15 protein-coding genes and 1 riboswitch are annotated in these 15,640 nt (G+C 29.1%); all 15 genes read right to left on the reverse strand.

All coding sequences use genetic code 4. The features are described from left to right. Nucleotides 1-115: 115 nt before the first annotated feature. Complete coding sequence (gene nrdE, locus SERIO_RS03875) at nt 116-2,275, reverse strand: class 1b ribonucleoside-diphosphate reductase subunit alpha (RefSeq protein WP_047791557.1); 2,160 nt, start codon at nt 2,273-2,275, stop codon at nt 116-118. Between the two features lie 5 nt (nt 2,276-2,280). Further along, nucleotides 2,281-2,736: a class Ib ribonucleoside-diphosphate reductase assembly flavoprotein NrdI gene (nrdI, locus tag SERIO_RS03880; protein ID WP_047791558.1), complete on the reverse strand. Its 456-nt coding sequence runs from the start codon at nt 2,734-2,736 to the stop codon at nt 2,281-2,283. A 15-nt stretch (nt 2,737-2,751) separates the two neighbouring features. Further along, nucleotides 2,752-3,774, reverse strand: a complete 1,023-nt coding sequence (nrdF, locus tag SERIO_RS03885) for a class 1b ribonucleoside-diphosphate reductase subunit beta (RefSeq protein ID WP_073797478.1) — start codon at nt 3,772-3,774, stop codon at nt 2,752-2,754. A 347-nt stretch (nt 3,775-4,121) separates the two neighbouring features. Further along, nucleotides 4,122-4,285: riboswitch (cobalamin riboswitch) on the reverse strand. An 85-nt stretch (nt 4,286-4,370) separates the two neighbouring features. Continuing rightward, complete coding sequence (locus SERIO_RS03895) at nt 4,371-4,997, reverse strand: hypothetical protein (RefSeq protein ID WP_047791560.1); 627 nt, start codon at nt 4,995-4,997, stop codon at nt 4,371-4,373. A 230-nt stretch (nt 4,998-5,227) separates the two neighbouring features. Beyond that, a complete protein-coding gene (locus SERIO_RS03900) occupies nt 5,228-5,551 on the reverse strand; it encodes a hypothetical protein (RefSeq protein WP_047791561.1) in 324 nt (107 codons plus the stop codon). Nucleotides 5,552-5,829: 278 nt separating this feature from the next. Further along, nucleotides 5,830-6,018, reverse strand: a complete 189-nt coding sequence (locus SERIO_RS03905; RefSeq protein WP_047791562.1) for a hypothetical protein — start codon at nt 6,016-6,018, stop codon at nt 5,830-5,832. After that, nucleotides 6,019-7,620 carry an SLC5/6 family protein gene (locus SERIO_RS03910; protein ID WP_148553455.1) on the reverse strand — a complete coding sequence of 534 codons (1,602 nt, stop codon included), beginning with the start codon at nt 7,618-7,620 and terminating at the stop codon, nt 6,019-6,021. It abuts the gene before it with no gap. Between the two features lie 220 nt (nt 7,621-7,840). Continuing rightward, nucleotides 7,841-8,539 (reverse strand): lipoprotein, encoded by a 699-nt coding sequence (locus tag SERIO_RS03915; protein ID WP_047791563.1) that lies wholly within the window; start codon nt 8,537-8,539, stop codon nt 7,841-7,843. 167 nt (nt 8,540-8,706) lie between these two features. Then, the gene (gene ribF / locus SERIO_RS03920) at nt 8,707-9,618 is read right to left on the reverse strand and encodes a riboflavin biosynthesis protein RibF (RefSeq protein ID WP_053040842.1); all 912 of its coding nucleotides are present in this window, start codon (nt 9,616-9,618) and stop codon (nt 8,707-8,709) included. Next, a complete protein-coding gene (gene truB, locus SERIO_RS03925) occupies nt 9,608-10,513 on the reverse strand; it encodes a tRNA pseudouridine(55) synthase TruB (RefSeq protein WP_047791564.1) in 906 nt (301 codons plus the stop codon). The genes ribF and truB overlap by 11 nt, the downstream gene beginning before the upstream one ends. Nucleotides 10,514-11,137: 624 nt before the next feature. Then, entirely contained in the window at nt 11,138-11,905 is a 768-nt protein-coding gene (locus SERIO_RS03930; protein WP_047791565.1) for a type III pantothenate kinase, read from the reverse strand. Nucleotide 11,906: 1 nt separating this feature from the next. Then, on the reverse strand, nt 11,907-13,070 hold the full coding sequence (gene coaBC, locus SERIO_RS03935; protein ID WP_047791566.1) for a bifunctional phosphopantothenoylcysteine decarboxylase/phosphopantothenate--cysteine ligase CoaBC: 1,164 nt from the start codon (nt 13,068-13,070) through the stop codon (nt 11,907-11,909). Nucleotides 13,071-13,154: 84 nt separating this feature from the next. Continuing rightward, nucleotides 13,155-13,646 carry a hypothetical protein gene (locus SERIO_RS03940; RefSeq protein WP_047791567.1) on the reverse strand — a complete coding sequence of 164 codons (492 nt, stop codon included), beginning with the start codon at nt 13,644-13,646 and terminating at the stop codon, nt 13,155-13,157. Then, on the reverse strand, nt 13,639-14,118 hold the full coding sequence (locus SERIO_RS03945) for a hypothetical protein (protein ID WP_047791568.1): 480 nt from the start codon (nt 14,116-14,118) through the stop codon (nt 13,639-13,641). The genes SERIO_RS03940 and SERIO_RS03945 overlap by 8 nt, the downstream gene beginning before the upstream one ends. 149 nt (nt 14,119-14,267) lie before the next feature. After that, entirely contained in the window at nt 14,268-15,605 is a 1,338-nt protein-coding gene (locus tag SERIO_RS03950) for a hypothetical protein (protein ID WP_047791569.1), read from the reverse strand. Nucleotides 15,606-15,640: the final 35 nt, after the last annotated feature.

The following is a 15,640-nucleotide window of genomic DNA, read 5'->3' on the forward strand; positions in this document are numbered from 1 at the left end:
TGTTAATAACAACGAAATAACAACCTTATTAATCATAGCGGATTATTAAACGAAATTCAATAAAAATTAAAGAAAAAACATAACTAATCATCTCAACTATAATTATTAAACTATATTAAATTACACAAGCATCACATTCATAATTTTCACTATCTGCTAATACTTCCTGGCGGACACGAACATAATAAATTGAGGAACACCCTTGTTTAAAAGCTCTAATATATGCTTTATTTAAATCGCGGGTGGTAGCAGTATCGGTCATAAATAATGTTAATGAAATTGCTTGATCAACATGTTGTTGAGCAGCTGCGGCAATATCAATAATTGGGTTTGGTCCAACTTCATAAGCTCCTAAGGCATAATAACCCATATTATCAAAATTAATTTGGTAAGCAGGCACATATACCCGCCCTAATTTTCCTTCCTTGCGAACTTCAACAGGAGCAACTACAGGTTGTAGACTTGGTGTACATGATGAAAGATAACTAATCGAGCCAGTTGGGGCGATGGCCATTAAATGAGAATTAGCCAGTCCCGTAGTTTTAATTTGTTCACATAACATAATTCAATCTTGTTGTGTTGGAATTGTCACATTATATTTGGTAAATAATGCTTTGACTTTATCAGTTTGCGGTTGGTATTGGCCCGATGCGCACTTGGTATATTTATCGAAATAAGAACCATCGGCAAATTTAGATTCACTAAAGCCTTTAAAAACACCAACTTGTTGAGCCAGTTGATTTGATGCTTTAAAAGCATGGTAGGCCATTACATAGAAAAAGATATTTGTAAAATCAATTGCTTCCAGAGAATTATAAAATATATGATTAGTTGCTAAAAAACCATGGAGATTCATCGCTCCGAGACCAACCGCATGGTTTTTTTGGTTACCATATTCAATTGAAGGCGCACTTGCAATATTACTGTTGCGTGACACATGATCTAATGCCTTAATTGCTTGATAAATTGCTTCAGAAAACTCACTTCCACTTTCCATCATTTTGGCAATATTAACACTCCCCAAATTACAACAAATGTCTTCCCCAATTTTCTTAAAACTAAGATCTTCATTGTATTCACTGGGCGTACTTAACTGGACAATTTCACTACATAAGTTACTCATCACAATTCGACCGGGATGGGCATTACGATTATTAACGGTGTCATCAAATAGTAAATAGGGATAACCACTTTCAAAATGTAATTCCGCAATTGTTTGGAATAATTTTCGCGCATCAATAAAGGTTTTTTTAATCTCCGGATTATTTAACATATTATAGTATTCTTTACTAATAGCAATATCACTCATTGGTTTTCCATAAACTTTTTGAATGTCATACGGACTAAACAACGCCATTTTTTCATTATTTTTTGCTAATTCAAATGTAATATCAGGAATCACCACCCCTAATGATAAGGATTTAATTCGAATTTTTTCATCAGCATTTTCTCGTTTGGTATCTAAAAAGAGCATAATATCGGGATGATGAACATTTAAATACACTGCCCCAGCCCCTTGCCGTTGGCCTAATTGATTAGCATATGAAAATGAATCTTCTAAAATTTTTATCACGGGAATAACCCCCGTGGCTTGATTTGCAATGTTTTTAATGGGCGCCCCAAATTCACGAAGATTAGTTAAACATAAGGCCACTCCCCCACCGCGTTTTGATAACTGTAAAGAAGTTGAAATCGCACGACAAATAGATTCCATATTATCTTCAACTCTTAATAAATAACACGAAATGTATTCTCCCCGTTGTTTTTTCCCCGCGTTTAAAAAAGTTGGTGTTGCAGGTTGAAAGCGCCCTAACATCATTTCTTTTAAAATTGCTTGGGCAGCTTTAAAATCACCATCGCCAAAAAATAACGCATTCATTACTACCCGCTCTTCATAAGTTTCTAAATATTGTTGATTATCAAATGTTTTTAAAGCATAGGAGTTAAAAAATTTTAACGCTCCCATAAAACTAGGAAAGTGATGATGATAGTTTTTAGCAAGCGTTGTTAATTTTTCAATTTCTTCTATTTGATATTTATTAATAATTGTTTCATCATAGTATTGTTCTTTTACTAAGTAGGCGATGCGTTCTTTAACATCGCTAAACTTTTTAAGATTTGGTAACACATGGTGGTTTAAATAACTTTCAGCAGCTAACACGTCTAATTGAAAATTATCTTTTCCCCGTTCAAATAGTTTTGATTTTGCATTTAAAGCAATGTATTCTTCATTATCTCCATTATTTGCTAACAGAGAAACTTTATTTGTCTTCATAAATTCTATTCCTTTCAAAAATCACTTAATATTTTTTTGATAGTTTTAACATCTTGGGGAGTTCCTAGTAATTCAAATTGGTATAATAGCGGAACCTGTAATTTTTTGGAAAGAATTGGTCCAGCCACCGCAAAGGTGTCGCCAAAATTAGTATTTCCTGAGGCAATGACCCCACGGCAAAACTGACGATTTTGGTGGTTATTTAAAAATTTAATTACTTGTTTAGGAACTGCTCCTTTATAATCATTGCCTCCACCCCCATATGTGGGACAAATCAAAACATAATCTTTCTCAACTAAGATTTCTTCTGATAAATCATAAGGAATTCGTGTATTTTTAATATTTAGTTTTTGGATAAAGCGGTAAGTATTATTTGATGGTGAGGAAAAATAAACAACATACATTTCACCTGTTGGTTTGGTAACTGATTGATCGGAAACTCTAATAAAATCCTTATGCATAATTATTCCTTGAGTCTAAAATTCTCAATCTTCATCTTCAGTTTCTTCAGTAATCCCCATTACATAAGAAGAACCATTCCCAGAAAAGAAATCATGGTTTTCATCGGCACGGGCTGATAACTGGGTAAAAATCTCGGGGGCAATTCTTGTTTCTTCCTCACTAAAAGGTGATTCATAACCTAAATTTTGTAAAAATTTCCCAGCATTATATAAACTAAAGCGAATCGCATCTTCAGCTAATCCAAATCCTTCATAAAGTTCATGCAAATATTTTTTTTCTAAAATAATTAACTCATTTAGTAAATCAAAAACAAATTGTTTCATTTCTTCCTGTTGCGCGGGTGGTAATTTAGCAACTTTTTGTTGGTATTTATAACCACTATAATAATTATGAATAACTTTGTCTCTTAAAATTAACCGGATAATATCGGAAGTATTTGGGAGCTTACCACGCGCTGATAAATAAAATGGTAAATAAAATCCACCATATAGTAAAAATCCTGGCATTAAAGCAGCGGCGACTTTTGATTTTAGCGGATCATCACCAACATAATATGGAATTAATGCTTGGGCTCGTTCTTGTAAACTTTTTGTATTAATAACTCATTCATGAGCTTCTTCAATTTGCTCACTTGAACATAAAGTTGAAAAAATGGTTCCGTATGATCGCGCATGAACAGCAACCATAAAGGCAAAGTTTGTATAAATAACTTGTTCATGATCGGTCAATGAGTTAGGAATTTGGGCAACATCGCCAACCGTTGCTTGGATTGTATCCAATAATGTTAAACCAGTAAATGTGCGGGTAATTAGTTGTTGCCATTCCGGATTTAAAGTACGTCATGATGTTAAATCATTAGAAACTGGGATTTTTTCTGGTAACCAAAAATTTTGGGTAATTCTGGTTCATACTTCTAAATCTTTATCATCATTAATGACATTTCAGTTAACTGACCGCATTTTCCCCTGAAAATTATTTTGCGCATATTCAAGGGGCGAAAGTGAATTTTGATAATATTTATTTTTTTGTGCTGCCATAATTGCTCCTTTCAAAGATATATTAAAAATATCTATCTAAAATAATTTAGTAATTGCTTAATTAGCGATACTAAAATAAACCCAAAAGTAATCTGGATTTTTATAGTGTTCATCAATATTAATTCCCGTTCAATGCTAATGGGAGTTGTTAATAAATTATGAAGAGTTAACAAAAAACTTGTAATAATCCCTAAAACAACTTTTCCTTGACAACTAAAAAGCATTCACTTCATTAGGGAAAGGAGTACAAATATTTTTAAATTATTTAAAAGTAATCAAAAAAAGCATTCGCAACATTATTAAAGATTACAAAATAATTTTGTTATTTCATTCCCAGGAATAACATAAATTTAGTGAGATAACAGACTGGTTTCCTGGCTTAGCATCATTTTACTAGTTACCCTTCTCAAAGTTTCCTTTAATGGCTATGTAACGTTCATCCGCATCACAGTTGCTGGGACAGCAAGAGAATCTAACTCTTTTCCCAAACATCTATTATTCCAAAGCTATTTAGTTGTAAACATATCTTACTATATTATTTTTAATTTGTAAAATAATAAAAAAAAGAATAATAATTATTCTTTTTTTATCCTTAGTTATAAAGATTTTTCGTTTTCATCAACATTTGATGAAGAAAACTCATATGAGTCAAGGCGAGATATCTTCCCTATTTTAAGTCTTTTTTCTACATTAATTTTTTTCCGTAATAATAATTGCTTTCTTTTTTTAAAGTTTTTTGATTGTGTTACTACTAATTCACCCTCATTAATCTCTTGTTTTCATTTTTCTTGAATTTTGTGAATGGTATTCAAATAATTATCTATTAATTTCTGGTTAAAAACTTGTCCATAATTATTAGCAGTTATAAATCTTAATAATCGGCTTTGAGCATTTAAAACATTTCACAAAAAAATTTCAAATTCCCCAGTATCGCTAAAAATAACATCGGTCATTTTGTGTTCTTTCTTTTGTAACTTTCTATTACTTAAAATTTGTTGTTTAAAATTTTTGAAAAAAGTAGGCCATTTTTCTTTTTTGATATAGCCTCATTCTTGATAACCCATAATTTGAAATTGCTCACTAAAATCGACCATTTCTTTAGTACGAATTTTAAAAGAATTTAAAAATTTAAAATAATGTTGTGCAATATCAATAATAAGAATACGATCATGGAATTTTAAAAGCTCAATTAATTGATTAGTTTCGGTTTTAATTTTATGCAAATAAAATTTTGCATAAAATTCAAGTAACTGAGAATTAGATTTAATTTCATTAAAATTAATTATTGTATCATCTTCAACAATAACATATTTTTCTAAAATTTTTTCAAAAGTTAATTCATTAAGTACGCTAAGAACTTCAAAATATTTTGGTTCTGACTTGCTATTAGTTGCTGAAGAATCATCTTGAGAAGCATTGGTCTCCGAATCTTCAGACCCAATTGCTCGAATTTCTAATTTAACTTTACGCGGATGAATTGTGACGGTAGGAATAATTGCCCCTCGTATTTACTAAACTTAAAAATAAAATTTGTCAATTCAGAAAATAATAATTGTCCTAAGTTTATTTGCAATTGTTGGTATATTGTTAACATTTTTTGTATTTTAGCAGACACTTTTTCTCATGCTCAGTAAGTTCCAAAAGGTTGGCGTTTATGTTTACTTATATCAAGTAATTCATTAAGACCAACTATTTCTGATAAATTTAAAGCAGTAATATCTTCTTCAAAAATACGATTAATTTCATTAATCAAAAGATTAGTTGAAATTGGATTCATAAGTGATCACTCTTTCTAAATAATGTTTAATTTTAATATTTTAAAATAACAATCCTAAAAATAAGATTGTTAAGATTATTAAAATTAGATATAAAAAAATACCAAAAATCTTGTTCACAAGAAATTTGGTATTATATATACTCTAAAATATGAAATTATTAATTTTTATATCTAATCCTTTATTATTATAACACTTTCTTTTAATTCTAGTGTGCTAATTTATAAATCTTATCAATAACTGTCATCGTAAAAATAAGTTTTTTAATTTTTAATAAAAGTTATTTTATGGTTTCTTGTTCTAATTCACTTTCTAAATCAACTTCTAATAAATTATGCTCAGCTAGTTCTTGATCAAGTTCAATTGTGTGTTCAGTTCGTTTTAAATCTTTGTAAATAAAAAAACCAAACAAAATTCCTAAACAAATTAAAATTACTAATAATACTGTTAAAGCTACAATTGTTAACATCTACTCCACCTCGTCTTCTAATTTAGATTGTGCTACTTTGGAAATTTCATTTTGAATAATTGTCTTCTTAATTTTATTTTTAGCATTAAAAATTTCAGGACTATTAGCTAGCGCCGAAATGATTGGCACCAGAATTCCTAACATTAATGCTAAGATCGAAATATATCATGGGTTAGTTGTTGTTGAAATTACAAAATCATAAATTGAAAAGCCAATAATAATGAATAAAACAACCGGAATGACATAATACATCATTAGGCGGTATAATGTTCCTAATTTAATTCAAGAAACTTTATTGTTATATTTAATTAGAACATCTAATTTTTTAGCTTTATGAACAAAGAAGATTACTTGCGCAAATGATACTAAAATTAGATCTAACCCCGCAGCTAGTAATTGGAAGGAATTAATTAACTGGTAAGTATTTTCAAATACTAATGCTAACCCAACCATAATGATTAATGCACATATCCCAAAAATAACTCGCCGCTTTTTAAAATGATACTGGGTTTCAATTGCATCGACAATAACTTCGGTATTTCCAACCGTAGTACTTAACCCTGCAATAAACAAGGCTAAGAAAAAGAGAATTCCTAAGAAGTTGCCAAATCCCACCGCAGTATTTTGGTTAATAATATGAAAAGTTTCTGGAAGCACATTAAAGACAAACACCATTGAATCACTACCAAATTTATTTTTAATTTCTTGTTGGAATAATAAAATATTAGTTTTATCACTTATACTATTATTAACAATTGCCCCCGATGAACCGAAGATAAAAATTAAGTTAGTAACTGATAAAAACAAAATCCCAATTACTAATAAATATGTTTTAGAAGTATTATCTTGGTTGTGCGGAGCAACACCAGCAAAACGCATCATCATTCCCATTCCTAATGAAGTGGTAAAGAATGCTAAGGAAAAAACACTACTTCAAGTTTGGGTTGTTCCTAATTTTTTTAGATTATCTTTTAAAAATAAAGTTGCTAACCCTTCTTTACTGCCCGGAACAGTTAAAATATAAATTGCTAAAATAAAAATAATAATAAATAATAAAGGCATAAATACTTTGTTTAATTTTTCAATTCCTTTAACCCCAAATGATAAGATTAGTCCCACTAAAATAACAACTAAGAGAAAGGCTAAAAATACAATTCATTGAAAACCACCATGCGTGCTAACACCAAAACCACCACTCTGCAAAATATGCTTATTAAAAATGTTGCCACCCATATCATTAATAAGACTGGGACTAAATTCAATTCCAATTGAAACAATTGTATAACCAACTAAAACTGAATAATAAATTGAAATAATAATCATTAAGGTTGACTGAAACCATCCAATAAATTTGCTTACTTTAACATTTTCTTTTTCAAAAATATTAATTACACTTTTACGACGTAAGTTTCCTAAATTAAATTCAAAGATTAATAACGGAATCCCAACAATAATCATTGCAACAATATATAGCAAGAAAAAATAAAATCCCCCGTTCTTATTAATATAACCAGGTAATCCTCAAATTACCCCTAGTCCAATTGCTGCTCCTAAAGAAGAAACAATAAAACCAACTTTGCTCATTTGCTTTTTCTTATTCATAGTCATCTCCTAACTTTTATAATAAAATTTTAACTATTATGGAAAATAAGATAAATTTATAAAAATTTTTATCTTTTATATTAAATAATTCTACCATGATTTTGATAATTTGTCATTAATTTTAGATCTTTTTTTATGACCTTAAATTTTAATTAACTGGTAAAAGAAAGAAATCTCTTTATAAATAAAGAGATTTTTCAATATAATATTTAATTAAAAATTAGTTTGTTTCTGATGATGTATCATCTGCTGAATTATTAAAATCATCAATTGCTTTATTTAAAGCAGTCAAAGCATCTTTTGCTGCAACTTCATCAGTAACTTTTTCTGCTATTGCAATTGCATCTTGTAAATTTTTAAAAGCAGCAGCAGTTTTTTTACCTTGTTCAATTTTTTTAGCTTCAGCAATTTTAGCTTTTAAAGCATCCAAATTAGGTGTTTTTTCTTGGTCACCACCATCAGGTTGGCTTAATTGGATAACTTGTTTAGCCATTACTGTTAATGCTGGAACTTTTGGTAGTTCGCCTTCTTGAGGGATCTCAATTTTTCCTTCCATTTTATTTAAAATTAAAGTAATTTCAGTGGCTCCTTGTTTTGCTTCCACAGTAAATGCATATGCTAATACATTTCCCGCTTCGTCAATTGAGTTTTTAAAATCTTTTGTTTCTTGGAATAATGCTAAAATTGGTTCACTCTCTTGTTGCTGTGCTGGATCTAGAACAAATCAAGTTGGATCACCAGTGATGCCTTCTTGAGTTGTAGTATCAGCAACAACTTTTCCATCAGCAATCTTACCATCAACAAATGTTAATTGACTAATTTCTTCTGAATTTTTATCTGATTTATCACAAGCAATAACTGAACTTGCCCCCATTGCTGTTAAACCAACAGCTCCTAAAATAGCTAATAACTTTTTCATTCAATATTACCTCTCTTATTTTGTATTTATAAGAAAAACTTAAAAAAGACCCATAATCATCATAATAAACCTACTATAATAATTACTGGGCCTAATGCTTTTCATAGTCTTAATTTAACAAAAAAAAGCAACGCTTTTAAATATTTTTGTAAAAATCTTACTATTTATTAGTTGCTGTAATTACTATAATGCTGTTTTCAATAACTTAAATCACTATTAACTAATTCTGATAATTCAGCAATGGAAGAAATTTTAATATTTGGCCGAATATATTCTAAAAACAAGACCCTAATTTCTTGACCATATAAATTCATATTTTGATCAATTAAATAAGTTTCAACTGCTTCTTGGTTTTTACTATTGACCATATAAGAAGTTAGCGAGGGATAAGAATGATTATTAATTAATGTTTCGCTAACATATACTCCGTAAGGTAATAAACACTTTCTTGCTAAATAAATATTAGCTGTCGGAAAATTAATTGTTCGTCCCAATTTTTTACCATGGTCAACAACCCCGGTCACTGAATATGGAAAGGCTAATAATTTATTAGCATTAATTAAATCATGGCTATTAGTAATTAAATTACGAATATAAGAAGAAGCAGGACTGGTTGGATCTCGTCTAATTATTGTAACATTATCTTTGCCAAAAAAATCTTGTAAAGTTTTAACATTCCCAGTTCTCTTATTACCAAAAGAAAAGTCTTGTCCAACTACTACTTTTTGGGCCCCGTATTTTTCTTTTAGAATGGTTAAAAATTGGTGGGCAGTTAAGTTAATAAATTCATCATTAACAATACCTTCCAAATAATAATCAAAACCCCGAGCAGCAATTAGTTCTTGCTTAACTTTGTTTTCCATTAGTTTAGTATTCATTTTTTTAAAGTAATCACTAACGCTTTCTGATAATGTAAAAAATAACGATAATAAATTATTTTTGTGGGCACTTGCTAAAGTAGCATTGATAACTTTTAAATGACCTTCGTGTAAACCATCAAAAAAACCTAAGCATACGATTTTGGGAGTATTATCAAAATCTTTCTTTCATCTTAAAATTTGCATAATTTTAGTTTTCACTTTCACTTTCTAATTTTTTAACATTAGGGTCAGGAGTTCAAATTCCCCGTTGGGAAGCAAACACATGACGACCAATATGTTTATAAATTGCTAATACTTCTTTTTGTTTATTAATAATAAAAATAATGGGATCAGTATGGTTAATAATTACAATTGGTTTCCCGTGCTTAATTTCATCTTCATAATGGTATAACAATAATGGTTGCTTATTAATAAATAACGCATCATACATTGAAATAATATGTTTAGGCTCTAAATTTTCAATTTTAACAGCTCTGGTTAGGGTAAAATTTCCTGATAAAGTTCGAGTTAATTTACTAACCGTAGCAATTGTTCCCAGTTTATCAGCAAGATCAATCACTAAACTACGAATATAAGTTCCTTTTGAACAAATAACACTAAATTTAATAATATGCTGATGGGAATTATATTCTTTTAGTTTAATTTCATGAATTGTTACTGTGCGTGGTTTGATTTCAACATCCTGATTTTGGCGAGCATATTCGTATAATTTTTTACCGTTTACTTTAATAGCTGAATATTTAGGGGGATATTGTTCATATATAAAACCATTAAACGCGGCAAAAACTCTTTTAATTTCTTTTTTCTTTAGTTTCCGTGGTAGTTCTTCTTTAATAGTTTCTCCCGTAATATCACCACTATCGGTTTCTTGAAATAATTTCATTTCCACATCATAAACCTTATTAGCGCTTAATAAATATTCACTAATTTTTGTTGCATTGTTAATTAACACTACTAATAAACCCGTTGCCAAGGGATCTAACGTTCCCGCATGTCCAATTTTTCGCACATTTAATTTTTGTTTGATTTCTTGGATCACTTGATGGCTTGTTTTACCCTCTGGTTTATCAATTAAAATAACACCATCTTTCATCTGCTAAAACCCCTTTAAGTCTGTACTTTAATTCATTATATCATTTAATTTGTTCTAAATTAGTTATATTTTACTAAAAAATCTTGATAATTTTTCATAAATAATTTATTATAATTGCGTATGAAAAATAATTATTGTTACATTTATATCTTTCTTACAAATTATTAATGCCTTTCCTTTTGTGCTTAATAATTATTCTTTTGTAGCAGTATTTAAAAAATAATTATAATCTTAAAATAGTTTGTTTTTCATACACTTATATTGAAGGGCAGATTTGGTTTTCTAGGCTGTTCATTTTACCAAATCTGTTTTTTTTTTTTTTTATTTTAACAAAAATTACGACCACTATTAAAACCTTGAATTTTAAGGCTCTAAATGTTGTTAAAATATATCAAATTGTCAAAATTTTGCAAAATTACTGTTGCATTTTTAAAAATAAGTGATATTATTTAATTGTCTTAAGTAGACAAAACAATAAGTAAATTAAGAATGCACATATAAAGAGAACATGTTAGGTAATTATTATATTTTAAATATAATAGAACGAACGTTGACCGTGTATGATACCTAAATGGTCTTTTAAACAAAATATCTCAAAAAAATAGTAGTGAAGACTACTATTTTTTATTTTATTAAATTATTATGGTGCAAAGCATATACTAATCCCTTAAATAATAAGAGTTTATCAAATAAATAATTTGATAATAACTGCTCAAAATGATAACTATTTCCCCCAGTAATTACAATAATGGGGTTTTTTAAATGAACAACAATTTCATCAACAAGGGCTCTAATTGCTAAACCATGACCTTTGACCAGACCAATATTAATAGCTTGTTTAGTATTCTTACCAATATAGGCATCTTCATAGGAAATCTCAAATTGTTGCAATAATTGTGCACGAGAAAACAAGGCTTCACTGGCTGTTGCTAAGCCAGGCATAATAACTGTTCCTTCAAATTGATGGTTCTTAACCATTGTAATGGTGGTGGCGGTTCCCATATTAATAACAACACTATCATTTTTATTAAACTCATGATAACTAGCATAAGCAGCAGCTAATAAATCAGCACCTAAATTACGGGGATTAGGAACATTAATTGTAAAATCATCAAGAACTAAATTTTTTTTCAGTTGGTAAAATGCCAGATGGTGATTACTTGCTAAATCACGAATAACTCCATCCCACATTGGACGGACAGAAGATAAACAAATTAATTTAATCATTGTTCATGTAATACCAATTCTATTAAAAGCAGCATTAATTTTTTGCAATAAGTGTTTTTCAATAATTAAATTTTGACTTGGTAAGGTTAAAAAATGATTAATTTCTTGGCCATCATAATTAGCAAACTTGATGGCAGTATTCCCAATATCAATTAATAAGTACATATTATTGCTCCTTTTGCTGTAAAAATAAAATTTCATTGATAATTGCTTTCGCAATTCCTAATTTTGAACTATTATCCACCGGTAACGTTCTTGTTTTTGATAATAAAATAATTTTATTTTCCTCACTATTCATTGCTGAAATTTCGTTAACGACAATTAAGTCTAAATTCTTCTGTATTAACTTTTCTTTCGCATATTCTAAGTCAAAATTATTTTGGGCACTAAACCCAACTAAAAATTGGTGTGTTTTCTGCGCTCCTAATTCTTTTAAAACATCAACATTTGCTGTTAATTTGACTTCCAACTCCGGATGAGTTTTTTTGCTAATTTTCCCCGTTAGCGGATCAGCAATTTGGTAATCATTTAAAGCGGCACAAGCAATCACGATATCTTGCTCGGCATAATTTTTTAACATTACCTGGAGCATTTCTTGGTTAGTGGTTACTTTTGTGGTTGAGTAATTTATGGGGATATCAACATCCCCTTGTACAACAGTAAGGTCGGCTTTTGCTCACTGTAAAACATGAGCTAAGGCATCCCCCATTTTACCCGATGAATTATTTGTTATGTAGCGAATGCCATCAAGATAAGTTCTCGTGCGACCAAAGTTCAATAAAACTTTACGATTTTGAAACTGGTCTTGGAAAGAAAAATACTCTTCGACATGGGTCAAAACATCTTCTCATCCCCACGCACGACCAATACCATAAATTTTACATGCTAATAACCCATATTTAGCTGGTAAAACTTCCACCCCATCCCTGGTTAGAGTTTCTAAATTACGTAAATTAGCTGGTGAATTATACATTACCGTATTCATCGTTGGAAATACCATTTTATAAGCATCCGTGGCACTATATACTAAACTTGCTAAACTATCCGTAAAACCATTCGCAATCTGAGCAATAAAATTATGGGTCGCAGGATAGCAAATAAATAAATCACTATCTTTGGCAATCCCAATATGCTCAGAGGGATCATTTTTACTATAATAGTCATGAGTAAAAATTTCAGTATTAATTTCTGCCGGTAGATTTTCTAAAAAATGCAGAGCTCCTTTGGTAAGCACTAACTCAACATGGTATTTCTTTTTTAAAGCTTCATATAATTTTAACCCCTTAAAAGCAGCAACACTACCAGTAATTGCTAATACAATCTTTTTCATTTTCTTGTCTCCTTAATTTTGCCTTGTTAAGGTTATTCTATAATATAATGGCCAAGAAAAAAAGAGATAATTATAATTATCTCCTTACTCATCATCTTTTTGCTCTTCACTTGGAATTAAATTATAGCCTTCTAGTAATTCTTGAAATTCATCATCTAGCGCTTCTTTATTAATAAATTCTGCTAATTCTTTTTGATTAATTTGAAATTCCCCATTATTTTTTTCAAGATTTTCAATAATTTCCGATACTTTGTTAAAATTACTTTCGTTGTCTTTACTTACCATAATTGCTTCTTCAAATAAAATTTTAGCAATTTCTGTTAAAGTTCCGTAAATTGTTTTTTGTAAATCACTAATTATTAAAATTTTGTCCCCGATCAAGCGATAATTTTGTTGAGCTACCGCCAATGTCTTTTTTAGATGAGGATTACTTGCTAAAAATTGTTCAAAATCTTTATTATTATCTAAAACAATTTTTGTCAATTCGCCCATTGCCTTTGATAATTCTAAAAAGCTGTTTTGAACATCTTCAATTAAATCGTTGCGTTGAAGCAAACGCTCATAACTATTAACCATTCTTGTGGTACCCCGAGCGAATTTTTTTAACCGCTTGTGAACGTAAATCTTGCAAGTTTTCATTTCACATCATTCATTCTAAATAACGGAAATAAAAAGTTTTAACATAATTTAATTTTTGACCATATAACTCCTGAGCAACTAACTTAACTTTTTTTAAAATTTTAATATAAGTATAGTGTAACTCGGGTTCTTTTTGATAAAGACGTTGGTAAGCATCAGCATATTCTTTAACTAGCCCACTAATGGTATGTTCTAAACTACGAGTTTTTTCGATAATAATGCGTTTCATAATATCATCTTTTTCTGTCATTGTATAATTACCATTCTTCTTAATATAATATAATTTAATTTCTAATGATAAGATTGGATTAATTTGGTTCACAATATTTTCGGTTTCCACAATTAAAGATAGTTCTTTAATAACAGCATTATAGAATGGACTACCCCTACCAATTTCATTACTTTCCATATTTTCTCTCCTTATTAGACAAATATTTTTCTGCAACTCAATATAAATAATAAATTTATATACTATTAATTTTATCCTATTTTCTTAAATTATGAAAATCATTTGAATTATATTTTTATCATTTTATTAATGACTTAATTATTAAAAAATTAAGTATCATATCCAATAATATAGTCATCATTTTTTAGATTATCCACCGAAGAAATAATTGCTTGGATTTTCATATAGTAGTTAGTCCCAGATAAAATTGGATATTTTCGATCAAAATAAGTTTTAATATATGTTAATTTTTGCCGATAAGTTGTTAATCACTTGTGGGCAATTAAATTTAATTCTTCCATAATTTCGCGTTGATTAACACTAATCGCATCTTTCCGTTTTTCAGGATCTAGTTTTTTAAATAATTCAGTTGCTTTCTTTTTAAAATTAATCGCATAGTCAATAAAACCAACCACTCCTTCAATTTTAATAGGAGTCACATAAATCCCTAAATCATGGGAACGACAATAATCATATTGAATGCGAGAAATTTGGGAATTTTTTAATTCATTCTGAACTATATTTAAATCATTAAATTCTTTAATATTATAAATTTTAAAATCAACATAGTAATCATATGGTGTTAAAAAAACACTATTAGTATACCAACTATAACGAGAAATTGATTCAAAAATTTCTTCTTCAATAAATTCAAACTCACGGAAATAATAAGTTTCTGAACGTCAAAAACGCTCTAAAATATAAAAGATTAATTCTTCGCCATCAATATTTTTATTAAACCAGTTTTTTTGATAGTTAATATTATTATATTTTTCTAAGTCCTTTTTCTCAAGGCGATTAATACTATCAATCTTCTGCAAAAAAGCATCATAGCGTTTGATAAAATATTCATAAAATCAACGCAAAACTAGGGTGTATAAAATATAATAATAAGCAAAGTCTCCTTTTAAGACATATTTAATTAGTTTAACTAAACATCGCAATAAATTATTTGAAATTTTATTAGCTTTGTTAAAATGCTGGACAACCTGAATCATATTATCAGTTTTTTCCACCCCGTTGCGTCAAAAAAAGTAATCAAGTTTCCCATTATTATTTTTATAACAAAACGGAATAATACGAACTTTAATGGTAACTTCCTCTTCAACTAAATATTCTAAATAACCATCATTTTGCGTATTTTTTGAGTCAGTGTAATTATTATTTTTACGAATTTCACTAGCAATATTCTGAAACATTTTTTCCCGCAAACCAGTTGCTGTTTTTGGCAAGTATTTAACAACCGCAATTTCTAATTCAATCTTTTCATATTTTGTTAAGGTTTTACAGCCAAATTCGCCAAGGGCAATTGTTTGATAACCATATTTTTTAAACGCCTGGCGGTAATTATCAAAAATTGTTTTTAACTTTCGTTTAATATTGGTCTGTAAATTAAAATGTTTACTAACAATACTATTCAATTCTAAAAACTTTGGTTTCTTGTCCATCTGTAGTCCTTCTTCTATTGAATTTAAAAATTCCT

The organism is Spiroplasma eriocheiris, from assembly GCF_001029265.1.
Lineage (GTDB): Bacteria > Bacillota_I > Bacilli_A > Mycoplasmatales > Mycoplasmataceae > Spiroplasma > Spiroplasma eriocheiris.